The sequence below is a fragment of the Sphingomonas faeni genome (genome assembly GCF_040407495.1).
Lineage (GTDB): Bacteria > Pseudomonadota > Alphaproteobacteria > Sphingomonadales > Sphingomonadaceae > Sphingomonas > Sphingomonas faeni_D.
In genome coordinates, this window is sequence record NZ_JAPZPP010000003.1 from 97,342 (window position 1) to 121,816 (window position 24,475).

General features: G+C 65.7%; 28 protein-coding genes. 17 read left to right on the forward strand and 11 right to left on the reverse strand.

Annotated features, from left to right (window positions below):
• Positions 1-63 precede the first annotated feature (63 nt).
• The 4 genes from O6W96_RS10395 to holA are packed head-to-tail and all read left to right on the forward strand — an operon-like array spanning position 64 to position 4,638.
• Entirely contained in the window at positions 64-495 is a 432-nt protein-coding gene (locus O6W96_RS10395) for a DUF3576 domain-containing protein (protein ID WP_056053843.1), read from the forward strand.
• Between the two features lie 11 nt (positions 496-506).
• Positions 507-3,095, forward strand: coding sequence for a leucine--tRNA ligase (gene leuS, locus O6W96_RS10400; protein ID WP_353469479.1), 2,589 nt, complete (start codon positions 507-509; stop codon positions 3,093-3,095).
• Positions 3,092-3,622 (forward strand): LPS assembly lipoprotein LptE, encoded by a 531-nt coding sequence (gene lptE / locus O6W96_RS10405; protein ID WP_353469480.1) that lies wholly within the window; start codon positions 3,092-3,094, stop codon positions 3,620-3,622. Before leuS ends, lptE begins: the two co-directional genes overlap by 4 nt.
• Positions 3,619-4,638: a DNA polymerase III subunit delta gene (gene holA, locus O6W96_RS10410; RefSeq protein WP_353469481.1), complete on the forward strand. Its 1,020-nt coding sequence runs from the start codon at positions 3,619-3,621 to the stop codon at positions 4,636-4,638. The genes lptE and holA overlap by 4 nt, the downstream gene beginning before the upstream one ends.
• 264 nt (positions 4,639-4,902) lie before the next feature.
• Here holA and O6W96_RS10415 read toward each other — a convergent pair whose 3' ends face one another.
• Genes O6W96_RS10415 through O6W96_RS10440 form a run of 6 tightly spaced genes read right to left on the reverse strand, consistent with a single transcriptional unit; the run spans position 4,903 to position 10,603 of the window.
• Positions 4,903-5,802 (reverse strand): ParB/RepB/Spo0J family partition protein, encoded by a 900-nt coding sequence (locus O6W96_RS10415; RefSeq protein WP_353469482.1) that lies wholly within the window; start codon positions 5,800-5,802, stop codon positions 4,903-4,905.
• The gene (locus tag O6W96_RS10420; RefSeq protein ID WP_056487592.1) at positions 5,799-6,581 is read right to left on the reverse strand and encodes a ParA family protein; all 783 of its coding nucleotides are present in this window, start codon (positions 6,579-6,581) and stop codon (positions 5,799-5,801) included. Before O6W96_RS10420 ends, O6W96_RS10415 begins: the two co-directional genes overlap by 4 nt.
• Positions 6,578-7,135 carry a 16S rRNA (guanine(527)-N(7))-methyltransferase RsmG gene (rsmG, locus tag O6W96_RS10425; RefSeq protein WP_353469483.1) on the reverse strand — a complete coding sequence of 186 codons (558 nt, stop codon included), beginning with the start codon at positions 7,133-7,135 and terminating at the stop codon, positions 6,578-6,580. The genes O6W96_RS10420 and rsmG overlap by 4 nt, the downstream gene beginning before the upstream one ends.
• 59 nt (positions 7,136-7,194) lie before the next feature.
• A complete protein-coding gene (gene mnmG, locus O6W96_RS10430; protein WP_353469484.1) occupies positions 7,195-9,030 on the reverse strand; it encodes a tRNA uridine-5-carboxymethylaminomethyl(34) synthesis enzyme MnmG in 1,836 nt (611 codons plus the stop codon).
• A 54-nt stretch (positions 9,031-9,084) separates the two neighbouring features.
• Positions 9,085-10,362, reverse strand: coding sequence for a tRNA uridine-5-carboxymethylaminomethyl(34) synthesis GTPase MnmE (mnmE, locus tag O6W96_RS10435; protein ID WP_353469485.1), 1,278 nt, complete (start codon positions 10,360-10,362; stop codon positions 9,085-9,087).
• Positions 10,363-10,369: 7 nt separating this feature from the next.
• On the reverse strand, positions 10,370-10,603 hold the full coding sequence (locus O6W96_RS10440) for a DUF6489 family protein (RefSeq protein WP_056053820.1): 234 nt from the start codon (positions 10,601-10,603) through the stop codon (positions 10,370-10,372).
• A 55-nt stretch (positions 10,604-10,658) separates the two neighbouring features.
• Here O6W96_RS10440 and O6W96_RS10445 point away from each other — a divergent pair, with 55 nt between their 5' ends.
• Together O6W96_RS10445 and O6W96_RS10450 are read left to right on the forward strand one after the other, a co-directional pair.
• Complete coding sequence (locus O6W96_RS10445) at positions 10,659-11,129, forward strand: methylated-DNA--[protein]-cysteine S-methyltransferase (RefSeq protein WP_353469486.1); 471 nt, start codon at positions 10,659-10,661, stop codon at positions 11,127-11,129.
• The gene (locus O6W96_RS10450; protein WP_353469487.1) at positions 11,126-11,827 is read left to right on the forward strand and encodes a dienelactone hydrolase family protein; all 702 of its coding nucleotides are present in this window, start codon (positions 11,126-11,128) and stop codon (positions 11,825-11,827) included. Before O6W96_RS10445 ends, O6W96_RS10450 begins: the two co-directional genes overlap by 4 nt.
• A 113-nt stretch (positions 11,828-11,940) precedes the next feature.
• On the opposite strand, the gene O6W96_RS10455 is transcribed toward O6W96_RS10450, so the two are convergent.
• From O6W96_RS10455 to hemE, 4 genes are all read right to left on the reverse strand, one after another.
• A complete protein-coding gene (locus tag O6W96_RS10455; RefSeq protein WP_333924278.1) occupies positions 11,941-12,660 on the reverse strand; it encodes a TerC family protein in 720 nt (239 codons plus the stop codon).
• A 206-nt stretch (positions 12,661-12,866) separates the two neighbouring features.
• The gene (rho, locus tag O6W96_RS10460; RefSeq protein ID WP_031395107.1) at positions 12,867-14,123 is read right to left on the reverse strand and encodes a transcription termination factor Rho; all 1,257 of its coding nucleotides are present in this window, start codon (positions 14,121-14,123) and stop codon (positions 12,867-12,869) included.
• 273 nt (positions 14,124-14,396) lie between these two features.
• Positions 14,397-14,858, reverse strand: coding sequence for a CopD family protein (locus O6W96_RS10465; protein WP_353469488.1), 462 nt, complete (start codon positions 14,856-14,858; stop codon positions 14,397-14,399).
• On the reverse strand, positions 14,855-15,904 hold the full coding sequence (gene hemE, locus O6W96_RS10470) for a uroporphyrinogen decarboxylase (RefSeq protein ID WP_353469965.1): 1,050 nt from the start codon (positions 15,902-15,904) through the stop codon (positions 14,855-14,857). The genes O6W96_RS10465 and hemE overlap by 4 nt, the downstream gene beginning before the upstream one ends.
• Before the next feature lie 328 nt (positions 15,905-16,232).
• Between hemE and O6W96_RS10475 the strand changes: the two genes are divergently transcribed.
• From O6W96_RS10475 to O6W96_RS10525, 11 genes are all read left to right on the forward strand, one after another.
• Positions 16,233-17,066 carry a pyruvate, water dikinase regulatory protein gene (locus O6W96_RS10475; RefSeq protein ID WP_353469489.1) on the forward strand — a complete coding sequence of 278 codons (834 nt, stop codon included), beginning with the start codon at positions 16,233-16,235 and terminating at the stop codon, positions 17,064-17,066.
• On the forward strand, positions 17,063-17,653 hold the full coding sequence (locus tag O6W96_RS10480; RefSeq protein ID WP_353469490.1) for a Maf family protein: 591 nt from the start codon (positions 17,063-17,065) through the stop codon (positions 17,651-17,653). The genes O6W96_RS10475 and O6W96_RS10480 overlap by 4 nt, the downstream gene beginning before the upstream one ends.
• A 261-nt stretch (positions 17,654-17,914) precedes the next feature.
• Complete coding sequence (locus tag O6W96_RS10485) at positions 17,915-18,727, forward strand: shikimate dehydrogenase family protein (RefSeq protein ID WP_353469491.1); 813 nt, start codon at positions 17,915-17,917, stop codon at positions 18,725-18,727.
• A complete protein-coding gene (gene coaE / locus O6W96_RS10490) occupies positions 18,724-19,299 on the forward strand; it encodes a dephospho-CoA kinase (protein ID WP_353469492.1) in 576 nt (191 codons plus the stop codon). Before O6W96_RS10485 ends, coaE begins: the two co-directional genes overlap by 4 nt.
• Before the next feature lie 15 nt (positions 19,300-19,314).
• Complete coding sequence (gene dnaQ, locus O6W96_RS10495) at positions 19,315-20,007, forward strand: DNA polymerase III subunit epsilon (protein ID WP_353469493.1); 693 nt, start codon at positions 19,315-19,317, stop codon at positions 20,005-20,007.
• 61 nt (positions 20,008-20,068) lie between these two features.
• On the forward strand, positions 20,069-20,668 hold the full coding sequence (gene hpf / locus O6W96_RS10500) for a ribosome hibernation-promoting factor, HPF/YfiA family (RefSeq protein ID WP_353469494.1): 600 nt from the start codon (positions 20,069-20,071) through the stop codon (positions 20,666-20,668).
• Between the two features lie 100 nt (positions 20,669-20,768).
• Entirely contained in the window at positions 20,769-21,236 is a 468-nt protein-coding gene (locus O6W96_RS10505; RefSeq protein WP_056064361.1) for a PTS sugar transporter subunit IIA, read from the forward strand.
• Between the two features lie 128 nt (positions 21,237-21,364).
• Entirely contained in the window at positions 21,365-21,832 is a 468-nt protein-coding gene (locus tag O6W96_RS10510) for a PaaI family thioesterase (RefSeq protein ID WP_353469495.1), read from the forward strand.
• Positions 21,829-22,155, forward strand: coding sequence for a DUF1491 family protein (locus tag O6W96_RS10515; RefSeq protein WP_353469496.1), 327 nt, complete (start codon positions 21,829-21,831; stop codon positions 22,153-22,155). Before O6W96_RS10510 ends, O6W96_RS10515 begins: the two co-directional genes overlap by 4 nt.
• A gap of 153 nt (positions 22,156-22,308) precedes the next feature.
• Positions 22,309-22,968: a cell wall hydrolase gene (locus O6W96_RS10520; protein WP_353469497.1), complete on the forward strand. Its 660-nt coding sequence runs from the start codon at positions 22,309-22,311 to the stop codon at positions 22,966-22,968.
• A 222-nt stretch (positions 22,969-23,190) separates the two neighbouring features.
• Positions 23,191-23,688: an MmcB family DNA repair protein gene (locus O6W96_RS10525; RefSeq protein ID WP_353469498.1), complete on the forward strand. Its 498-nt coding sequence runs from the start codon at positions 23,191-23,193 to the stop codon at positions 23,686-23,688.
• A 137-nt stretch (positions 23,689-23,825) separates the two neighbouring features.
• Here the strand turns inward: O6W96_RS10525 and O6W96_RS10530 are convergent, their stop codons facing one another.
• Positions 23,826-24,434 (reverse strand): ankyrin repeat domain-containing protein, encoded by a 609-nt coding sequence (locus O6W96_RS10530; protein ID WP_353469499.1) that lies wholly within the window; start codon positions 24,432-24,434, stop codon positions 23,826-23,828.
• Positions 24,435-24,475 lie beyond the last annotated feature (41 nt).

A 24,475-nucleotide genomic window follows, 5' to 3' on the forward strand; every position in this document is an offset into this window, starting at 1 on the left:
TGCTTGCGGGCACGCGGGCTCGCCTGTAGAGCAAGGGCTGATTTTCTTGCCAGGATGATGCCCATGTTCCGCCGCTCGCGTATCGCAGTCGTGCTGTTTGCCCTGCCTCTCGTCGCTTGCGGCGGCGGATCGGCGCGTCCCAAGGCGGATCTCGCCGCGTCGAAGATCACGACAATCGGCGTCAACAGCTATCTGTGGCGCGCGAGCCTCGACACGCTCGGCTTCATGCCGCTGCTCCAGACTGACTCCAATGGCGGCGTGATCGTGACCGACTGGTACATCAACCCGCAGACGCCAACCGAGCGCATGAAGGTGACCGTCTCGATCCTCGACCAGGATCTGCGCGCCGATGCGCTGCGCGTCGCCGCCCTCCGCGAAGTCAACCGCAACGGCCAGTGGGTCTCGTCGCCGGTCCAGGCCGCGACCACGCAGAAGCTGGAAGACATCATCCTGACCAAGGCCCGCGATCTGCGCCGCGCCTCGATCGCGGGCTGAGGACTGATATAATGGCGTCGCGTTTCAATGCGTTGAAGGCGGACGCGGCGTGGCAGAAGATCTGGGACGAGCGTAAGACGTTCGCCGCCGACGATCTGTCGACCAAGCCGCGTTCGTACGTGCTCGAGATGTTCCCCTATCCGTCGGGGCGCATCCACATGGGGCATGTCCGGAACTACACGATGGGCGACGTGCTCGCGCGGTTCCGTCGGATGAAGGGCATGGAAGTGCTCCATCCGATGGGCTGGGACGCGTTCGGCATGCCCGCGGAAAACGCGGCGATGGAAAAGGGCGTGCATCCGGGCAACTGGACGCGCGCCAACATCGCGACGATGAAGGCGCAGCTGAAGCGCCTCGGCTTCGCGCTCGACTGGACGCGCGAACTGGCGACCTGCGAGCCTGAATATTACGGCCACGAGCAGGCGCTGTTCCTCGACCTGTTCGCGGCGGGGCTCGTGTACCGCAAGGAATCGGCGGTGAACTGGGACCCGGTCGACATGACCGTGCTCGCCAACGAACAGGTGATCGACGGCCGCGGCTGGCGTTCGGGTGCGCTGGTCGAGCGGCGGAAACTGTCGCAGTGGTTCCTGAAGATCACCGACTTTGCCGACGAGCTGGTCGACGGCCTCGGCGCGCTCGAGCACTGGCCCGACAAGGTCAAGCTGATGCAGGAAAACTGGATCGGCCGCAGCCAAGGCCTGCAGTTCAAGTTCGCCCTGGCGGGCAACGCGACCGGCATCGGCTCGGTCGACGTCTTCACCACCCGCCCCGACACGATGTTCGGCTCGAGCTTCGTCGCGGTCGCAGCCGATCACCCGATCGCGCGCGCCATCGCCGAGACGAACCCCGAAGCCGCAGCCTTCATCGAACTGTGCAAGCGTGGCGGCACCACCGCGGCGGAGCTCGACACGCAGGAAAAGCTCGGCTTCGACACCGGCATTCGCGCGGTGCATCCGCTCGACAACACGTGGCACCTCCCCGTCTACATCGCGAACTTCGTGCTGATGGAATACGGCACCGGCGCTGTGTTCGGCGTTCCCGCGCACGACCAGCGCGATCTCGATTTCGCGCGCAAATACGACCTGCCCGTCAAGCGCGTCGTCAGCGAAGGCGATGACGAGGCCCCCGTGTTCGTCGGCGACACCGCCTGGACCGGCGCCGGCACGATCGTGAACTCGCACTTCCTCGATGGGCTCGACATCGAGGACGCCAAGCGCACCGTGATCGAGCGCGCCGAGGGCGAAGGCTGGGGCAAGGGCACGACCGTGTTCCGCCTGCGCGACTGGGGCGTCAGCCGCCAGCGTTACTGGGGCACCCCGATTCCGATCACCCACTGCGACGCATGCGGCGCAGTGCCGGTGCCCAAGGACCAGTTGCCGATCGTACTCCCCGAGGACGTCAGCTTCGACATCCCCGGCAACCCGCTCGATCGCCATCCGACGTGGAAGCACGTCCCCTGCCCGTCTTGCGGTGCGAACGCACGGCGCGAGACCGATACGCTCGACACGTTCGTCGATTCGTCGTGGTATTTCATCCGCTTCGCCAGCCAGCCGGACGCCAAGCCGTTCGACCGGACGGGCGCGGAGAAGTGGCTGCCGGTCAACCAATATATCGGCGGCGTCGAGCACGCGATCCTGCACCTGCTCTACGCGCGGTTCTGGACGCGCGCGCTGAAGCATATCGGCATGCTCGATATCGCCGAGCCGTTCGCCGGCCTGTTCACGCAAGGCATGGTCACGCACGAGACGTATAGCCGAGGCGACGCCGGCGACGTGCAACCGGAGGCCGACACCGACGACGACGATTCGAGCGACGCGCCGGTGAAGACAAAGTGGCTGTCTCCCGACGAGGTCCGCAAGACCGATGCGGGGTATATCGAGATCGCGACTGGCGGCCCCGTCACGGTCGGTCGCGTGACGAAGATGTCGAAGTCGAAGAAGAACACCGTCGATCCAGAGCCGATCGTCGACCAGTACGGCGCGGACGCGGTGCGCTGGTTCGTGCTCTCCGACTCGCCCCCCGAGCGCGATCTCCCCTGGAGCGAATCCGGCATCGAAGGCGCGTGGCGGTTCGTCCAGCGTCTCTGGCGCCTGATCGAGTCGGACGATGCCGCCAAGGCCGAGGGCGAAGACATCGCCTTGCGTAAACTCTGCCACCGCACGACCGTCGGTATCGAGAGCGATATCAACGCCTTGCAGTTCAACAAGGCCGTCGCGCGGCTCTACTCGCTGTGCAGCGCGATCGAGAAGGCCGCGCCCTCCGCAGACCGCGAACAGGCGATCCGCACGTTGCTGCTGCTCGTCAGCCCGATGGTCCCGCACGTCGCCGAGGAAGCCTGGGCGACCGCAGGCAACGACGGCCTGATCGCCGACGCCGCTTGGCCGATCGTCGATCCGGCGATGCTGGTCGACGACGAGGTCACGATCGCGGTGCAGGTCAACGGCAAGCTGCGCGACACGCTCGTCTTCCCCAAGGGCGCAGCCAAGGACGAGGTCGAAGCCGCCGCGCTCGCCTCCGAGAAGATCGTCCGCCTGCTCGAGGGCAAGTCGCCCCGGAAAGTGATCGTCGTGCCCGACCGTCTCGTGAACATCGTCGCATGAAGCGCCTAGCGATCCTCGGCGCGCTCGCGCTGGCCCCCGCGCTGTCCGGCTGCGGCCTGCACCCGCTTTATGCAGGTGGCAGCAGCGGTCCGGTCGCGGGTGCGCTCGGCCAGGTCGAGATCGCGCCGATCGCTGGCAAGAACGGCTGGCTGATGGCCACCGCGCTGCGCGACCGCCTGCCGTCGAACGGCGCACCCGCACTCTACCGGATCGACATCCGCCTCGACGACCAGATCAGCGGCCTCGGTGTCCGCACCGACGACAGCGTCTCGCGCGAACGCCGTACGTTGCGCGCGCGCTATCAGCTTGTGCGGATCGGCGACAATTCGGTACTGCTCGACGCGACTGCCGGCTCCGACGCCGGCATCGACGTCGTCCGCTCCGAATATGCGACGATTGCGGCGGAGAACACCGCGCTCGAACGCCTGTCACAGATCGTCGCCGACCAGATCGTCGCGCGTGTCGCCCTGTATGCACGCAACACGCCCGCGGTCGCAGCGGCGCAGGCCACTACGCCGGCAAAGTGAAGGCCAGCGCCGGCCAGATCCGCGGTGCGCTGGCCAAGCCGGGTGGCGACATCCGCCTGTACCTGCTCCACGGCCCCGACGAGGCCGGCGCAAGCGACCTCGCCCGCGTGCTCGCCAAGGCGATGGGCGCGGATGCCGAACGCGTCGATCTCGACGGCTCGACGCTCAAGGGCGACCCGGGCCGGCTGACCGACGAAGCCGCGTCGCTATCGTTGTTCGCCGGTGCGCGGTTCGTCCGCGTCGCGTCGGCCGGCGAGGAAAGCCTCGAAGCGTTCACCAACCTCCTCGCGGCCGAGCGCGTCGGCAACCCGGTCGTCGCGATCGCCCCGACCGTCAAATCCACCGCCAAGATCGTCAAGCTCGCGATCGATTCTCCCCGCGCAATGGCGTTCGCCTGCTACGCCCCGACCGCGCAGGACGCCGAACGCCTCGCGACGACGATCGCCAACGAGAACGGCCTCCGCCCCGCCCCCGGCGTCGCCCGCCGCCTCGTTGACACCACCGGAGGCGATCGAGCCGTCATTTCACGCGAGATCGAGAAGCTGGCTTTGTACCTCGACGCCGCGCCCGATCGGCCTGCGGACCTCGATCACCACGCACTCGATGCGGTCGGCGCAGACCTCGGCGATGCGGAAATGAGCCGCGCGATCGATGCGGTGATCGAAGGCCGGGTCGACGATCTCGGCGCCGAACTCGCCGTGCTCGAAGAAGCCGGCACGTCGCCGATCCCGTGGCTACGCCAACTCGTCCGCCGCCTGATCGCGCTCGCCGACATGCGCGGCGAAATCGACCGCGGCGAAGCGGTCGACGCCGTGATGAAACGCCACAGGGTGTTCTTCAAGGAAGAGGCTAGCACGGCTAGGTCGCTACGCCGCTGGTCACCGGTAATGCTCGCGACGGCGATCCAGCGCGTCCGGACCGCCGAGCGGGCGATCATGGCGTCGGGGAATGCTGGCGGGGTTGTGGCGGAGGCAGCGGTGGTGGCGCTATCCCAAGCGATCGCCCGGCGAAACTAACGCGCACCCGCGTCTGCGTCTGCGTCTGCCTCCGCTTCCCGCCCCCCTTCCGTCATCCCGGCGCAGGCCGGGACCCATGGATAGGGTGCGATCACTAACGAAGCGGACCGCAACCGTGGGTCCCGGCTTCCGCCGGGATGACGGAAATTATTGGTCCTCCCTCCACCCTTCACGCCCTCCTATCCCCGTTCGTCCTGAGCGAAGTCGAAGGATGGTCCAGGACGCAGGTGCCTCGACTTCGCTCAGCACGAACGGAGCGCGTGATTAGATCGCCCCACCCGTCAACCGCTGGCACACCATATCGAGCTGGTCGAGCGTCGAGTAATTCAACGTCAACGTCCCCCCAGTCTCGGTATGCGCCACCCGCACCTGCAACCCGAGCAGATCCGCCAACTGCCGCTCCAACGCCGCAATATCGGCATCCGGCACCCGAGGCTCGGACGATCCACCGCCCCCACGACTCCGCCCAGGCTTCGCATCCCGCGCTAGCTTCTCGGTCTCGCGCACCGACAGCCCCCGCGACACGACCTGGTCCGCCAGCGACTCCACGTCGGGCGACCCCAGCAACGCCCGAGCATGTCCCATCGACAGCGATCCATCGACCACCTGCGACTGCACCTGCGCCGGTAACTCCAGCAACCGCAGCAGATTCGCGACATGACTACGCGACTTGTGAACGATCTTGGCAAGCACCTCCTGCGTGTGGCCATACTCGCCCGCCAGCCGCTGATAGGCCTGCGCTTCTTCGATCGCGTTGAGATCCTCGCGCTGGATGTTCTCGATCAGCGCGATCTCGAGCGTCTCGGCATCGTCGAAGTCGCGAACGACGACCGGCACCTCGTGCAGCCGCGCACGCTGCGCCGCCCGCCAGCGCCGCTCGCCTGCGACGATCTGGAAATCATGCCCATGCGGCCGGACGACGATCGGCTGGATCAGCCCGCGCGACGCGATCGACGCAGCCAGCTCGTCGAGCATCGCCTCGTCGAAATGCCGCCGTGGCTGATCGGGATGCGGCGACAGCGAACTGACCGGCAGCATCCGCACACCCGAAGATTGCTGCGCCGCACCATCGGCCGATACTGGCGTCTCGCGGGCCATCTCGCCGAGCAGCGCGTTGAGGCCCCTGCCCAACCCCGGGCGACCACGTTTGTTACCGTCGCTCATGCCGCAACCTGCGCAGTTGCTGGAAGCCGCCCAATAAGTTCGCGGGCGAGCGCAATATACGCCTGCGACCCCGAACACCGGTGATCGTAGATCAGCGCGGGCAACCCGTGGCTCGGCGCCTCCGACAGCCGCACGTTGCGCGGGATCACCGTCTCGAACACCACTTTACCCAGCACCGCGCGAACGTCCGCCGAGACCTGGTCGGTCAGCCGGTTGCGCCGATCAAACATCGTCAGCGCGACACCGAGGATCGACAACCCAGGATTGAACCGCTGGCGGATGCGCTCGACCGTACTCAACAACTGCGACAACCCCTCAAGCGCGAAAAATTCGCATTGCAGCGGCACCAGCAGCGAGTCCGCCGCGACCATCGCGTTGATCGTCAGCAGCCCCAGCGACGGCGGGCAATCGATCAGCGCGATATCCCATGGCCCCTGCGCCGCCTTCACCGCACGATCGAGCCGGTGCGTGCGCGCATCGAAATCGACCAGCTCGATCTCCGCCCCCGACAGGTCGACCGTCGCGGGGACGATATCGAGCCGCGGCACGCGCGTATGCACCACTGCTTCCTCGATCGACGTCTCGCCGACCAACACGTCGTAGCTCGACCGTTCACGCTGCGAATGGCCGATGCCGAGCCCGGTCGATGCGTTGCCCTGCGGATCGAGATCGACCAGCAGCACGCGCATTCCCGTGGCGGCCAGCGCGGTCGCGAGGTTGATGGCGCTGGTGGTCTTGCCCACCCCGCCCTTTTGATTGGCGACCGCGATGGTGATCATCGCGCGCTTACCCGATCCAGAACCACGATCGACGACTCCGGGTTCGTGACGCTTTGTTCCACGTGGAACATAAACCGCCAATGCTGCTTGAGCGCGGCCAGCTCATCCTCGTCGAAACGCCCCCGAGGAAGCAACCACCGCGTCTCCGTTGTGGCGCAGTGCGCCGCACCACGCAAAAGGTTTTGCAGCGACGCGACCGCACGAGCGGAAATGATCGAAGCGTCGGCAATGGCATTCTCCACTTTCGAGGCATGAACGCGGACCTGTTCGCCAAGGCCAAGTCGAGCTACACACAGCTGGAGGAAGTCCGCACGACGGCGCCGGGGCTCGACCAGATCGACCGGCCCATCGCGAACCAGTGCAACGACCATACCGGGAAACCCTCCGCCGGTGCCGATATCGAGCCACCGCTTCGCCGAAGTATCCGCCCCTGCGAGCGCAATGAGCTGGAGCGAGTCCACCACGTGCCGATCCCAGATCGTCGGGATCGTCGACGGCGCGATAAGATTCTGATGCGGCGCTTCCTCGACGACCATCGCGACGAACGCATTCAAGCGCTCGGTCGCCTCTGCCCCGAACCGCTCGGTCGTCCAGCTCTGTGCTTCATCTTCGGTCATGCTGGCACTCGTTTCGTATGCAATAATACCGCGGACAACGCCGCCGGAGTGATCCCCCGTACCCGCGCCGCCGCCGCCAGCGAGGTCGGCCGCGCCGCACTCAGGCGATCGATCATCTCGTTCGAAAGACCCGGCACGCGGTCATAGGCAAGGTGCTCCGGCAAACGGATCGCCTCGTCAGCCCGCAACCGCGCGACCTCCTGCGCCTGCCGCTCGATATACGGAGCGTAGCGCGCGTCCTCTAACACTTCGTCAACGACCGCCGCCGGGATGCCTTCAGCAGCGTCCGGCGCGACATGCGCGAGCGTTACCCCCTCGAACCGAAGCCAGTCGAACGCAGTCCGCCGCGCACCATCCCGACCGATCGCAACACCCCGATCGGCAACCTCGGTTGCCGTCCGCTCGCAGTCGAGTGCCGAGCGGAAACGAGCGCGATCCCGGGCCAGCGCATGCTGATGCGCCAGACGCTCGGGTCCAAGACACCCCGCCGCCTCCGCAATCCCGCCCAGCCGCGTCTCGGCATTATCCGCGCGCAACGACAACCGGAACTCCGCCCGTGCCGTCAGCATCCGATACGGCTCGGTCACCCCTTGCAACGTGAGGTCGTCGATCATCACCCCAAGATAGCTCGACGCACGATCGAGGATCACCGGCGCGAGGTCGCACGCATACGCCGCCGCATTGAGCCCCGCGACAAGCCCCTGCCCCGCCGCTTCCTCATACCCGGTCGTGCCGTTGATCTGCCCCGCGCAAAATACCCCCTCGATCGCACCCAACGCCAACCGCGTATCGAGCGCCCGCGGATCGATATAATCATACTCGACCGCATAGCCCGGCATCGTCATCTTGACGCGCTCGAGCCCGGGAATGCTAGCCAGCATAGCCGCCTGGACCTCGACCGGCAGCGACGTCGACAGCCCGTTCGGATAAACCGTCGCGTCATCGAGCCCCTCGGGTTCGAGGAAAACCTGATGCCCGTCGCGGTCGCCAAACCGATGCACCTTGTCCTCGATCGACGGACAGTAACGCGGCCCCGCCGCCTCGATTGCACCGGTGAACAGCGGCGACCGATGGAATGCCTCGCGAATAATCGCATGCGTCCGATCAGTCGTACGCGTGATGGCACACGCGATCTGCGGCAGCGGACGCGCGCGGGTCATCGGCGACATCGTCCAGGGATCGAGGTCCGATGGCTGTTCGGCGAGTGCGCCCCAATCGATCGTGCGCCCATCGAGCCGAGGTGGCGTCCCCGTCTTCAGCCGCGCCATCGGCAGGCTCCGTGCGCGCAACTGGTCCGCGAGTGGCTTGGCGGCACGCTCACCGATCCGGCCCCCCTCCTCGCGGTCATCCCCCCGGAAGATACGTCCGCCAAGGAACGTGCCAGTCGCCAGCACGACCGCTCGTGCCGCCACGATCGAGCCATCCGCCAGCACGACACCCGCCACGCGATCGCCGTCGAAATGCAACGCCGTCGCCTCGCCCTCGACGATCGACAGCCTTTCCGTGGCGGACAGCATCGCCTGGATCGCACCGGAATAGAGACGCCGATCGGCCTGGATCCGAGGCCCCTGCACCGCCGAACCCTTGCTGCGATTGAGCATCCGATAGTGGATCGCGGCAGCATCGGCCGCTCGCGCGATCAGCCCATCGAACGCATCGACCTCGCGAACCATGTGCCCTTTTCCAAGCCCACCGATCGCCGGATTACACGACATCGCGCCAATATGCCGCGCGTCGAACGACACGAGCGCGGTACGCGCGCCCCTCCGCGACGCCGCGGCTGCGGCTTCGGTTCCGGCATGGCCACCGCCAACAACCACTACATCGAACATGTCACGGCCGTAGAACGCCGCGGCCGACGCGTCAAAGATGTTCCACGTGGAACATCACTTCCCGATGCAGAAACGTCCGAAGAGCGCGTCGAGCATCTCCCCAGTTGCGTCGAGCCCAAGCACACCAGCAAGAAGCGCGCGGGCCTGTCGAAGGTGTTCCGCAACGATAAGCGCGTCCGAGCTTCGATCACGAAGCGCCTCCACAGCTGCGGCGCACTGCCGACGCTGATGCTGCTTCAATGCGATCTCATCGCCACGCGGCAGCATAGCAATCGCTCGCCGATGCAGTTCACCCCACAGGGCATCGAGTGATCCACGGTCGTTTTGTGAAACCGCCAATGTCCGACCAGACGGCAACTCTCCCCGCCCCGGCAGATCGGCACGCGCATGAATCCAGATCGCATCGACGCGGGGCGGCACGGTATCGGCCAGCCACATCACGATGTCCGCCGCGGCGAGCGCACCTTCCGCACGCGTGACGCCGATCGCCTCGATCGGGTCCAGTGTATCGATCAAACCGGCAGTGTCGGTCAGTACATAGGCAACCCCGTTCCGCGTAACCGGCACGTCGATGCGGTCACGCGTCGTTCCCGAGATCGGCGAGACGATCGCCGCGTCGCGTTCGCCGAGCAGGTTGAGCAATGTCGACTTGCCGCTGTTGGGGGGGCCGCCAATAACGACCCGCAGCCCATCCTTCAGCCGCTCCACCGGCGGGGCATCGACCACCGCCTCGATCTGCGTGGCGAGCGCGGCGATCTCCAAGACTATCGCGTCGAACGCCGCGGTATCGCTCGCGACGTCATCCTCGTCCGCAAAATCGAGCATAGCCTCGACCCGCGCGGACAGCATCGCTACCGAGTCCATCCAACTGCGAACAGCCTGGCTCACCCGCCCCTCCGCCGCCGTCATCGCAGCGACGCGCTGGCTCTCGGTCTCGGCTTCGAGAAGATCGGCGAGCCCCTCCGCCTCGGTCAGGTCGATGCGGCCATTGGTCAGCGCGCGACGGGTGAACTCCCCCGGCTCGGCATGACGTAAGCCGGACATTACCGACAACGCACGCTCGACCGCCGCGATCACTGCGCGACCACCGTGGCAATGAAACTCGACCAGGTCTTCGCCGGTCGCCGTCGCGGGTCCCGGAAACACGATCACTAGCGCCCGGTCGAGCAACGCACCATCGCTGTCCCGCAGTCCCCGGAGGCTAGCATGACGCGGCGCCGGCAAAGGTCCCGCCAGCGCCTCTGCCGCGGCAAACGCCTGAGGCCCACTCACCCGAACGACAGCGATCGCCGCTGGCGGTCGTCCGCTCGATACCGCGAAAATCGTCTTCACGGGAAACTCAGCCGCTTTTCGTCGCGCTATCGAACAGGCGCTTCCACATCGCCATCCCCGCCTCGCCCATCGGCTGCCAGCCGCGCATCATCGATTCGAGCATTTCCGGCTTCATCTGGCCGTCGGGAATCGCCTCCATCATCATCGCGATATAGCGGTCGTGGATCGGCGTCAGGTCGGGCAGCCCGACCGCGCGACGCGCCTCCTCCGGGGTACATTCGATTTCGATATTCATCTTCATGTGAGGCACCCTCGATGACGCTTGAGCGGTCCATCGCGGCGCTGCATAGCGGGGAATGTATGCGCGCGATGCCGCCTCGATCGCAACTCCTATCGGCCTGGTCCGCGTCACCGGCACCGGGGACCGGATCGACGCGATCGATATCGGCGTGAAGGATGGTTCGGCCAGCGACGCCCCCGCGATCCTCGAAGCACTTCGCCAGATCGACGCGTATTTCGCCGGACGGCTGACCGTGTTCGACCTGCCCCTCGCACTCTCCCCTACCCCGCGCGGTGCCGACCTTCGCCAGGCGATCGTCGACATCGCCTACGGCACCACGGCCAGCTACGGCGCGCTCGCCAGGGCGATCGGCTCCAGCCCGCGCGCGATCGGCCAAGCGTGTGCACGCAATCCTTTTCCGATCATCGTCCCCTGCCACCGAATCCTTGGAGCCGGCGGAGCGCTTGGTGCGTACTCCGCGGGGGACGGCCCGATCACCAAATCCCGGCTGCTCGACCACGAGCGGCCGCCAGGAGGACTGTTATGACGAACACTACCAAGATCGCCACGCTCGCGGGCGATGGCGAATTCACCGCGTATCGCGCGACTCCGGCAGGCACGCCAAAGGCGGCGATCGTCGTGATCCAGGAGATCTTCGGCGTGAACGCCGGGATCCGCCGCAAGTGCGATACGCTCGCCGAGGCCGGCTATCTCGCGATCGCCCCCGACCTGTTCTGGCGTCTCGAGCCGGGTATCGAGCTCGACCCGGACATCAAGCCCGAGATGGATCGTGCGCTCGGTCTGATGGGCCAGTTCGACCAGGACAAGGGCATCGCCGATATCGAAGCGAGCATCCGCGCGGTCCGGTCGGAACTCGGTGACGACGCAAAGGTCGGCGTGGTCGGCTACTGCCTCGGCGGGCGCCTCGCGTTCATGACCGCGGCGCGGACCGACGTCGATGCGAGCGTCGGCTATTACGGCGTCGGGATCGACGGCCTGCTCGGCGAAAAGCACGCGATCGCACACCCGGTGCTGCTGCACGTGCCGGAGGAGGATCACTTCGTCGACAAGGACGCACAGTCGGCGATGCACGCGGGGCTCGACGATCACCCTAAGGTGACGATCTACGATTACGCCGGCGAGGACCACGGTTTCGCGACCGAGTTCGGCGAGCGGCGGTCGGATGCGTCGGCCAAGCTGGCGGACGAGCGGACGGCTAAGTTCTTCGCAGAGAATCTGGGCTGACCACTCCCTCCCCGTTACCCTGTTCCGGGGTGACGGGTTGCTCGGGACAGACATGAAAAAGGCCTCGCCGGACGATCCCGGCGAGGCCTTTTCTCATCCCACTCGCACCGCGATCAGCGCAGCAACGAGATGATCCCGAGCGTCTCGCCGGTGCCGACCCAGCCTTCGTAGATCATCTTCAGCGCGACCACGAGGATCACCGCGAGGCCGATATACGCGATCCAGCGATACTTGTTGATGACGCGCGCGATGTAGTTCGCCGCCAGACCCATCATCGCGACCGACAGCAGCAGGCCGATGACGAGGATGCCAGGGTGCTCGCGCGCCGCGCCGGCGACCGCCAGGACGTTGTCGAGGCTCATCGAGACGTCGGCGACAGCGACGGCCCAGGCCGCGCTCGCAAAGCCCTTCGAGGAGCGGATACCCGAGCGCTCATCGCCCTCGATTTCCTCGGAACCCGCGTTCTCTGCGCCTTCGCGGATTTCGCGCCAGAACTTCCAGCTCACCCAGAGCAGCAACAGGCCGCCCGCGAAGATCAGCCCGACGATGCCCATCAGCCACGTGACGATCAACGCGAAGAAGATGCGCAGAACGAGCGCGGCGCCGATGCCGATCAGGATGACCTTCTTGCGCTGGTCGGCAGGGAGGCCAGCGGCAAGTGCGCCGACGACGATCGCGTTGTCGCCCGCGAGGACGAGGTCGATCATCAGGACCGATCCGAATGCGGCGAGCGCCTTCGGGTCGCCGAGGTTGGAAAAGTCGGCGACGATGTGCTGCCAGATCTCCAGCGGCGAGCCGGGGCCCGCGGTGCTCGATGCGGCGGCGGCCAGCATGGCGATGATACTCAAGATGTCAGCTCCCGGTGACGGATTACGTAGGGTTTAATAGCGAAACGGCACGCGAAAGCCATTGCTCTCGCGTGCCGCTTGGGTCTGCTTGGCGGACATGGGCAAAGCCCATGTCGTCGGTCGGGAGGCTCGCGCCCCCGCCGGCCGAACCGGTGCGAGTCCTGCTGCAGCTTGCAGCAGGCCGCACTCGGTTATTGATTCATGCTGTCGAAGAAATTCTCGTTGGTCTTCGAATCCTTCATCTTGTCGAGCAGGAATTCCATCGCGTCGATCGTGCCCATCTGCATCAGGATGCGGCGCAGGACCCACATCTTGCTGAGCTTGGCCTTGTCGACCAGCAGCTCTTCCTTGCGCGTGCCCGACTTGCCGACGTCCAGCGCCGGGAAGATGCGCTTGTCCGCGACCTTGCGATCGAGCACGATTTCCGAGTTGCCGGTGCCCTTGAACTCCTCGAAGATCACCTCGTCCATGCGGCTGCCCGTATCGATCAGCGCGGTGGCGATGATCGAGAGCGACCCGCCCTCCTCGATATTGCGCGCGGCACCGAAGAAGCGCTTCGGACGCTGCAGCGCGTTCGCGTCGACACCACCGGTCAGGACCTTGCCCGACGACGGCACGACGGTGTTGTAGGCACGCCCCAGACGCGTGATCGAGTCGAGCAGGATCACCACGTCCTTCTTGTGCTCGACCAGGCGCTTGGCCTTTTCGATCACCATTTCAGCGACTTGCACGTGACGCTGTGCGGGTTCGTCGAAGGTCGAGCTGACCACCTCGCCCTTCACGCTGCGCTGCATGTCGGTGACTTCCTCAGGCCGCTCGTCGATCAGCAGGACGATCAGGAACACCTCGGGGTGGTTGTCGGTGATCGCCTTGGCCATGTTCTGCAACATGACCGTCTTGCCGACGCGCGGCGGGGCGACGATCAGCGTACGCTGGCCCTTGCCCTGCGGCGAGACGATGTCGATCACCCGCGCGGACTTGTCCTTGACGGTCGGGTCGGCGGGATCGAGCGTCAGCTTGCTCTCGGGGTAGAGCGGCGTGAGGTTGTCGAAATTGACGCGGTGGCGGACGACGTCGGGGTCGTCGAAATTGACCGCGGTGAGCTTCACCAGCGAGAAATAGCGTTCGCCATCCTTCGGTCCGCGGATCTCGCCCTCTACCGTGTCACCGGTACGCAGGCCGAACTTCCGCACCTGGTTCGGCGAGATGTAGATGTCGTCCGGACCGGCGAGATAGTTCGATTCCGGCGAGCGCAGGAAGCCGAAGCCATCGGGCAGCACTTCGATCGTGCCGAGCCCCATGATCTGGTCGCCATTGTCCGCCTGGACCTTCAGGATCGCGAACAGCAGGTCCTGCTTGCGCAGCGTCGAGGCGCTCTCGACCCCCAGTTCCTCGGCCAGCTGGACCAGCTCGGCGGGTTTCTTCTTCTTCAGGTCTTTGAGATGCATGGGGATTTCCGGATAGCAATCAACGGGAGAACGCTCGGTCGGCGGTGCGCTTGGGAAGCGGAACTGGGCGAGACGAGTCTTCTGGAACCCACGACCGGGCAGGACGCCAGGAGGCCGTGTTGGGAGAAGGGGTTAGAATTGGGGGGGCGGTTAGTCAAGCGGGAGTGCGTACCCCGCTCGGGCCGTCATCCTGGGCTCGACCCAGGATCCAGAGACACGAGCGGTATCGTCCGCCGCTCTAGATCCTGGATCAAGTCCAGGATGACGTGGCACTCAGAACGGCTTAACGATCACCAGCACGACGATCAGCGTCACCGCCAGCGCCGGCACCTCGTTCAAGATCCGCAACTGCTTCCCCGCCAGCGTCGGCTTCCCCGCGGCGAGCTTTTTCGCATAGCCGACCGCCCAGCCGTGATACCCCGTCAGCAGGAACACCAGCAGCAACTTCAGGTGCAACCACCCCAGCCCCGGCGCACCGTCCGCAAGCCCCAGGTTCAGCGCCAGCGCGATCCCCAGCACCCAGACGACGATCATCGCCGGCGTCAGGATGATGTGGCGGATCTTGCTCTCGCGCTCGACCCAGTTCGCCGCCTCGGTCGTGTTGCCCGCCGCCAGCGCCTCCTGATGATACACTAGATAGCGCGGCAGCATGAACAGCCCCGCCATCCAGAAGATCACGAAAATCAGATGCGCCGCCTTCACCCAGTCATAGGCAGCGCCGAGAAATCCGCTCATGTCGTGCTCCTTACGCGGGCGATCAGCTGCTCGACGTGCTCGATTGGTGTGTCGGGAAGGATGCCATGGCCGAGGTTGAAGACGTGCGGGCGCTCGACGAACGCCGCCAGGATCCGGTCGACTGCCGCATCGAGATCCGCGCCGCCCGCGATCAACGCCAGCGGATCGAGGTTGCCCTGCACAGGCATATCCGCAGGCAGCGAGGCGTGCGCCCAGACCGGATCGACCGTCTCGTCCAGCCCGATCGCATCGACACCCGTCTCGCGCGCATACGCCGGCAGCTTGCCGCCCGCCCCCTTCGGAAAGCCGATGATCGGCACGCCGGGGCAGCGCGCGTGCAGGCGCTCGACGATCGACGCGGTCGGCGCGATCACCCAGCGCTCGAACTGTGCGGGCGATAGCGACCCCGACCAGCTGTCGAACAGCTGCACCACGTCGACGCCCGCCTCGACCTGCCGCGCGAGATACTCGACCGTATTGTCGGCGATCGCATCGATGATCGCACCGAACGCCTCGGGATCGCGATACGCGAAACGCCGCGTCTCGGACTGATCCTTCGAGCCCTTCCCCGCCACCATGTACGTTGCGACCGTCCAGGGAGACCCCGCAAAGCCCAGGAACGTCGTCTCGGGTGGCAAGGCTGCGGCGACCTTTGCGACGGTGCCGTAGACCGGCTCCAGCCGCCCCATCACCGGCTGCAACCGATCGAGCGCATGGTCGACCAACGCCGGCTCGAGCCGAGGCCCCTCGCCGACCCCGAAGCTCAGATCCTGCCCGAGCGCCCACGGGATCATCAGGATGTCCGAGAACAGGATCGATCCGTCGAACCCGAACCGACGGATCGGCTGCAGCGTCACCTCGGCCGCCGCTTCGGGATCGGTCGCAAGCGCGAGGAAGCCGCCCTTCTCCGCGCGGAGTTCGCGGTATTCGGGGAGATACCGCCCCGCCTGCCGCATGAGCCACAGCGGCGGCACGGCCTGACGCTCTCCGCGAAGGGTCGCCAGGAGGGGCTTGAAGGCAGGCGTATTAGGGGTCGGATCGGTCAGCGGAGCACCCTTCTTCTACTATAAGAAGATTTTAGAAATAGGTTGTTGCAGTGGTTGGGCGGTTGAACCCGGGACTTATGCGGTGATCCCGGAAATGCCAACAGCTTGACCCCTTAGCACGCCCACAAACGCGCTGATTCGATTCAAGGCTCCCCATTACCCACAGCCTGTGGATAAAATCAGCCCCTGTGCGCGGCGGTGTGGATAGAATGGGTGTTATCCACGGCACACCCGTCGCTTGGCGAGGGGGATGAGTTACGCTAGCCCTTCTCCCCATGTTATCCACAGATCCACGCCCAGGGACCCCGTCGCTGGGGACAGAATGCCGATGATCCGGCTCCACCTTCATCTGTTGTCGGATTCGACCGGCGAGACGCTGGAGAACATCGCGAAGGCGGCGCTGGCGCAATATGACGACGTCGAGACGGTCCGCCATTTCTGGCCGATGGTACGGACCGAGGCGCATCTCGAGCGCATCCTCCAGGAGATCGCGCAGAACCCGGGGCTGGTAGTTTTCACGCTGGTGAACCCCGCGACGCGGCGAATTCTCGAGCAGAGGTGCCTGGCGCTAGGTCTTCCGGCAGTAGCGCCGCTCGACCCCGTGAACGACGCGCTATCGGGGTTGCTCGGGCAGCAGGCGAAGGCGCGACCTGGCCGCCAGCACGTCCTAGATGCGGCGTATTTCGCGCGTGTCGACGCCATCCAGTGGACGATCGCGCACGACGACGGGATCGCATCGGAAGAATGGGAGGAGGCCGATATCGTCCTCGCGGGCGTGTCGCGTTCGTCGAAGACGCCGACCTCGATCTACCTCGCCAATCGTGGCTACAAGACCGCGAACATCCCGATCGTCGTGGAAAGCCCACCACCGCTGAACCTCTACAAGCTCAAAAACCCGCTGATCGTCGGCCTCACGACCAGTGCGGATCGACTGATCCAGGTCCGCCGCAACCGCCTGCTGTCGCTCAACCAGCAGCCCGACACGTCCTATGTCGAGGAGGAAGCGGTGATGCGTGAACTCGCCTTTGCGCGCCGCATGTTCGCCGACAATGGCTGGCCGGTGATCGACGTTACGCGCCGCTCGATCGAGGAAACCGCGGCGGCGATCATCGCCTTGTGCAACCAGCGCCGCGCCGACGCCGCTCCGAAGGTCGAGTCATGAGCCTGATCCTCGCCTCGCAAAGCGCCTCGCGCCGCGCGATGCTGACCGCCGCCGGCGTACCGTTCGAGGCGACCTTCGCCGGCGTCGATGAGGATGCGGCAAAGGCGGCGCTGCGCGACCTGTCGCCGCGCGATCTTGCGGACGCGCTGGCCGAACTGAAGGCGCTGAAGGTGTCCGCGCGGATGCCGGGCTATCTCGTCCTCGGCAGTGACTCGCTGGTAGCACTGGAAGACGGCACTATCCTCGACAAGCCCGTGGACCGCGCCGACGCGGCGGCGCATCTCCGACTGATGTCCGGCAAGCGTCACGACTTGTGGAGCGCCGCGGTCATCGCCGAGAACGGCCAGGCAATCTGGCGCCATGTCGAGCGCGCGAAGATGCACGTCCGCCCGATGTCCGACGCATTCATCGAGACGTATCTCGACGCGGAATGGCCCGCCATCTCGGGCTGCGTCGGCTGTTACCGCATCGAAGGCCCCGGCGCGCAGCTGTTCGCCAGGATCGAAGGAAGCCAGTTCACGGTACTCGGCATGCCGCTGCTCAACGTCCTCGACTTCCTCCGCGCGCGCGGCGAGTTGCCGACGTAATCTCAAACGGGACGACGCACTGTAATCCTCCCCCGCCAAGGGGAGGTGGCTGGCCCTTGCCAGACGGAGGGGGAGGCATGCGAAACGCGCGTTCCGTGTCCTCCCCCTCCGTCACCTTCGGCGACACCTCCCCCTTGCGGGGGAGGATTGAAAGGAAGGTCGCGCCTGGCAATCCGCCCGCGCTAGACTAAACCTTATTCACCCGCGAAGGCGGGTGCCCAGACTGGATCCCCGCCTCCGCGGGGAAACACGGAGCTTCGAATGACCCGTCCCTATGCAGAAGTGATCGGCGATCCGATCGCGCAGTCGAAATCGCCGATAATCCACGGCTTCTGGCTCGACGCGCTCGGGATCGATGCAGAGTACCGCCACAAGCTCGTCACGACAGCAGACCTCCCCGCCTATTTCGCCGAACGCAAAGCCGACCCCGCCTGGCGCGGGTGCAACATCACGATGCCGCACAAGCTCGCCGCGCTCGACCACGTCTCCGATCCCGGCAACGTCCGCGGGACGATCGGCGCGATCAACACCGTGTTCCGCAACCAGGCCGGCGACTGCATCGGCACCAACACCGACGCCGCCGGATTCTGGGCGCCAATCGACGACCTCGACATCGCCGGCCAGCCCGTCACTGTGATCGGCGCAGGTGGTGCCGCCCGCGCGATCCTGTTCGCGCTGTCGCGCATGGGCGTCGGCCCCGTCACCATCCTAAACCGCAATCCGCTCAAGGGGGCGGCGTTGCTGTCGACCTTCGGCCTCAAGGGCCAGGCGCTACCGATCGGCCCCGCCGCCCCGCCATCGCGCCTGCTCGTCAACGCCAGCGTACTCGGCATGGCCGGCCAGCCACCGCTCGACATCGATCTCGGCGCGCTCGAACCGGACTCGCTGGTCTACGACATCGTCTATTCCCCGCTCGAAACCGGTCTCCTGAAGGCGGCACGCGCACGCGATCTTGAAACCGTCGATGGCCTGGAAATGCTGATCGGCCAAGCTGCCGTTGCGTTCGAAATATTGTTCCACGTGGAACCACCGCGCGACAGCGACGACGAACTCCGCGCGCTGCTGACAAAATGATCATCGGCCTCACCGGATCGATCGGCATGGGCAAATCAGCCGTCGCCGCGATGTTCGCCGACGAGGGCGTCCCGGTGTTCGACGCCGACGCGACCGTCCACCGCTTACAAGGTATAGGCGGTCGACTCGTCGCTACGATCGAAGCCGCCTTCCCGGGCACCACCGCCAACGGCGCAGTCGATCGCGCGAAACTCGGGGCAGCGGTGTTCGGCGACGACGCCGCGATCAAGCGAATCGAAGCGATCGTCCACCCCGCCGTCGGCAAAGAACGCGCCGCCTTCCTCGCCAAGCACGGCGGCAAGCGAGTCGTCTTCGACGTCCCCCTGCTGTTCGAGACCGGCGGCGATCGCAACGTCGACGTCATCGTCGTCGTCTCCGCCGCCCCCGACGTCCAGCGCGCCCGCGTCCTCGCCCGTCCCGGCATGACCGCCGAAAAGTTCGCCGCCATCCTCGCGCGACAGACCCCCGACACCGAAAAACGCGCCCGCGCTGATCACGTGATCCACACCGACACGAGCTTCGACGCAACGCGCGCGCAAGTCCGGGCGGTGCTTGCATCCTTGGAAATCTGAGCCGATACCATCGAGATGCGTGAGATCGTCTTCGATACCGAAACCACCGGCCTCAGTTTTTCCGGCGGCGACCGCATGGTCGAAATCGGCTGCGTCGAGATGCTCAACCGGGTCGAGACCGGCCGCACCTTCCACGCCTATTACCACCCCGAACGCGACATGCCGGTCGAGGCATTCAACGTCCACGGGTTGAGCGCGCAGTTCCTCTCCGACAAGCCCAAGTTCGCCGACGCGGTCGAGGACCTGCTCGAATTCGTCGGCGACGCGCCGATGATCGCGCACAATGCCGGCTTCGACTTCTCGTTCCTCAATGGCGAGCTCACCAAGTGCGGTCGCCAGATCATCCACATGAAGCGGATGGTCGATACGTTGCAGATCGCGCGCAGCCGTCACCCCGGCGCCAAGCATTCGCTCGACGCGCTCTGCTCGCGCTTCGGAATCGATCGCAGCCACCGCGTCCTGCACGGCGCGCTGCTCGACGCGCAGTTGCTCGCGCAGGTCTATGTCGAGCTGATGGGCGGTCGTCAGATCGGGCTCGGCCTGCTCGGCGATACCGGCAGCACCGCCGCGACTCCGATCGTCGCACAGGCGCCTCGGGTCGTTCGCCCTGCCCGCGTTTTCGCGGTGAGCGAGGGAGACCTTGCGGCCCATGCTGCGTTTATGAAGGGGATCAAGGATCCGATCTGGGGGGCCGTGGCGTCCGGATGACGCTGGCAGGGTGGAGCCAATAGGACCGCTCGAAGACTGTAACGCCGACAAGGAGACGACAATGGATATCCGGATTTCTGGTCATCAGGTTGACACTGGCGAAGCACTCAACAGCCACGTGGAAGACCGACTCCAGGGTATCGCCGACAAGTATTTCTCGCGCGCCATCTCGGCCGAGGTCACGTTCGGCAAGGGGCCGCACGACGCCGGCTTCAAATGCGACATCGTCTCGCACGTGATGAAGGGCCTCGTGCTCAAGGGCCATGCCGAAGCCTATGACGCGCGCGCTGCCTTCGATGGCGCCGCCGCGAAGATCGAGACCCAACTCCGCCGCTACATGCGCCGCCTGAAGGATCGCCACGCCGGCGAAGCGGTCGCGATCGCCGAGAGCAATGGCTACGACAATGCCGGCTACACGCTGTTCCAGGAAAGCATCGAGGAAGACGATGTCGCGGACGCACCGCTGATCATCGCGGAAACGCGCGTCGATATCCCCGAGGCCAGCGTGTCCGACGCGGTGATGATGCTCGATCTGCGCAACACCGCCGCGTTGCTGTTCATGAATGCGGGCACCGGCGCGCACAACATGGTCTATCGTCGCGGCGATGGCACGATCGGTTGGGTCGAGCCACAGCGAGCAGCGGCTACCCCGGCCCAATAAAGAAGGGTCCATAAAGGCGCGGGTCTCAAGCCGCGCCTTTACGCCCCCGCGCAACCCGTTAAGGCGGACGCGCGCGGGGGCGCTTGAGACATTGAACACAATGACCGATTTCAGTGACATGCTGCGTCCCGACGCAGTGCAGACGGGCGTGATCGCCAAAAACAAGAAGGCAGTGTTCCAGCATCTCGCCACGGTTGCGTCTGAGATACTCGATGCAGACCCCAAGATGATCGCCGATCGGCTGGCTGCGCGCGAGAAACTCGGCTCGACCGGGTTCGGCGGCGGCGTCGCGATCCCGCACGCCAAGCTCGAAGGGCTCGCGCAAGTAACGGGCGTGTTCGCGCGGCTGGCAGAGCCGGTCGACTTCCAGGCGGTCGACGATCTCCCCGTCGATCTCGTCTTCATGCTGCTCTCCCCCACCGACGCCGGCGCGGTCCACCTGAAGGCCCTCGCCCGCGTCTCGCGACGGCTGCGCGACAAGGCGTTCCTCGAGAAACTGCGCGGCGGCGGTTCGCCCGACGCGGTCTACGCGCTGTTCACCGCCGACGAGGTCCGCGATGCCGCGTAAGGCCTTCACACACCACCCCGTCATCCTGACGAAAGTCAGGACCCAGGGTACCAAAGGACAGCCCTTCATGGCTCTGGGTCCTGACTTTCGTCAGGATGACGGTAGTGGGCTGGCCCCGAGCGAAACAGATGTCTGACATCCCGAACACAGCCGGCGCAGACGCGCATTTCCGCGCACTGGAGTCTCTCTACGCCCAGGCACCGATCAACCGCTTCTTCGACTCCTCGCTGGAAATTCCCGAAGCCGGCGTCGCGCGCATCCATTTCACGATCGACGAGCGCCACTACCACGCCGGCGGCGCGGCGCACGGCACGAGCTATTTCAAGATGCTCGACGACGCCGCCTTCTACGCCTGCAACAGCCTGGTCACCGACCGTTTCCTGCTCACCACCGCCTTCAACCTTCTCCTCACGCGACCGTTGAAAGTCGGTCCGGTGATCGCCGAGGGACGCTGGATCAGCGGCAAGCGACGCGTGTTCGTCGCGGATGCCCGGCTGATCGACGCGGACGGTGAAGAAGCGGCAAGAGGCACCGGCACGTTCATGCGCTCCCGGATCGCGCTCGCCGGCCTCCCCGGATACCGCAGCGCAGCATGAGCGGTCGTCTCCCCAGCGGAGTCCTCGTCAGCGCGCTGCTGCGGCGCGTCAACGACGCCGGTGGCTTCGGCGCGGTAATGGCAAAAGGCGACCCGCAAGGCGGCGCGATCCTGGTCATCGCGATCGACAAGGGCGCCCCCCCCCGCCTGCTCGAACGCGGCATCGGACCCGATGGACGGACCGCGCTGATCGACTCCACCCCGCCCGAAGACCTCGACGGATATTGGCGTCGCCGCCGCGCCAGCGACCCGGATCTGTGGGTCATCGAGGTGGACATCGCAGCGGCGGAACGCTTCGCCGCTCAAACGATCCTCGACGATTGACTCGAAAGCCCCCCCAATAGAGGGGAATTGCAACATTGATTGGCGTTGTGCTGGGACGGGTGCGATCCGGATCAGTTACGCAGTCGGGGGGATGCCCGGACGATCGTCTCGTACGATTGGTTCCGTGGTCCAACCGCATCTGAATAAGTTTGAATGACGATTCTTCAGCGGGCTGCGACGATCGCGGTCATGACGTTTTCTCTCGCCGGCCTGCTCGGCAACAGCGCTCCCGGTCAGGCAACCGGTATCGATCGCTCGACCATCAATCTCACTGCTCTCGCCAATCTAAACGCGCTCTCGCCGCAGAATGTTCCGCAGATCGCTCCAGTTGCCACCACCGTCGCACCTGTCGAGACGAACGCCCAGAACACCGCAGTTAGCCCTGCCGTCGCAGAAGCCGAAGAATTCGATACGCTCGCTCAGGCCGTTGCCGCGCAGGATAGCGCCGCCGCCGACGACGCGCTCCAGTGCCTCGCTGGCGCTATCTATTTCGAGTCGAAGGGTGAGCCGCTGACCGGCCAGCTCGCGGTCGCCGAAGTCATCATCAACCGCGCCAAGTCGGGTCGTTTCCCCGCCGACGTCTGCGCCGTCGTCAAGCAGCGCGGCCAGTTCAGCTTCGTCCGCGGTGGCCAGATCCCCACCATCAACGCCGGCACCGCCTACCGCACCGCAGTCGCGGTCGCCAAAGTCGCCCTCGCCGATGCGTGGAACAGCCCCGCCCAGAAGGCGCTGTACTTCAACACCCCCGATCGCCGCCCCTCGGTCCGCGCGATCAAGGTCGCCTCGATCGGCAATCACGTCTTCTATCGCTGAGATTTAGCGGCCGTTCCCGCGCTGAACGCCGCCCCTCGCCTCGCCTCTTCACACCCGTTCGCCCTGAGCGAAGTCGAAGGGTGTGCCCCGAACGCAGTGCTTCGACTTCGCTCAGCACGAACGGGGACAGGGACGGCGATTTAGCTAGACGTTTTTCCTACGACCATGACCACAATCCGTGAATGAGCTTGCCTCGTTCGCGGATTGTTCTATTTCCGGGGCATGCTCGATATGCCGCCGGACTCCTGCATCGACGAACCGGGATCGCCGCTGTGTGCCGCCGATGTGGCGCGCGGCGTCATCCGGATGTTGCTGCGTCATGATCTTACCGCGATGACCGAAGTCCCGCTCGACGGCGGTCGCCGCGCCGATCTCATGGCTGTCGACGCGCGCGGGCAACTCGTCATCGTCGAGATCAAGGTGTCGCGCGCGGACCTGCTCGGCGATGGCAAATGGCCGGATTATCTCGGCCATTGCGACCGCTATTTCTGGGCGGTTCCGGCGGGGTTCGACGTGGGACCACTGGATGGTCCTGCGTTCCTGCCCGAACGCACGGGGATCATCGTCGCGGACCGCTACGACGCGGCGATCGTGCGCGAGGCGCATACCACTCCCCTGCCCGCGCATGTCCGTAAGCGGGGCACGCTGGCGTTCGCGCGGCGCGCGGCGCGGCGCCTGATCGCGCAGATGGACCCGGACGCCGACGGGTTGGCGTTCTGACCCTGAGAATCCTCCCCCGCCAGGGGGAGGTGGCTGGCGCAGGCCAGACGGAGGGGGAGGAAAGGGAAACCTCGGTTCCGTGTCCTCCCCCTCCGTCGCTCCGCGCCACCTCCCCCTGGCGGGGGAGGATCAGGACATCAGAACTTCGGACCCGACACGGCCTTCTTCACCTTCTTCGGCGCATCCTCCAGCAGCTTGCTCACAATCGGGTTGCGTCCATCCTGCTTGGCATAGGCGCGCGCGGACATGCCGGCGATGATATCGGCCTGGTCGGGATCGGCATTCTCGTTGAGCAACACGCGGATCATCCCCACGTCGCGACGCTGCACGGCGCGGATCAGCGGAGTCTCGCCCGCCGAATTGGCCAGGTTCGGGTTCGCGCCCGCCGCGGTCAGGATCGGGATCATGCCCGTCTGCCCCAGCGTCACCGCGAGCAGCAGCGGCGTATTGCCTTTGCCGTCGCGCAGGTTCGCATCCCCACCCTTCTGCAGCAGGAAGCGCAGATACACCTCGTCGCCGCGCTTGATGACGATGTGCAGCGCACCTTCGCCGCTGGTTACGTCGCGCGTGTTGATGATGCTGCTGCCCGGCTTGCCGAGCATCTCCAACACCTCGTTGTTCTTCGCATCGCGCACCGCGGACAGGAACTTGTACCCCTCCGACTGGCCTTGCGCAAACGCGGGCGCCGCGGCGCAGGCGAGCGCAGGCGTCAGGAGGGTAGCGGCGAGCATCAGACGGATACGCATCGAGAGACTTCCTTGGTTCGTCCTGGATATGGAGCAACGCT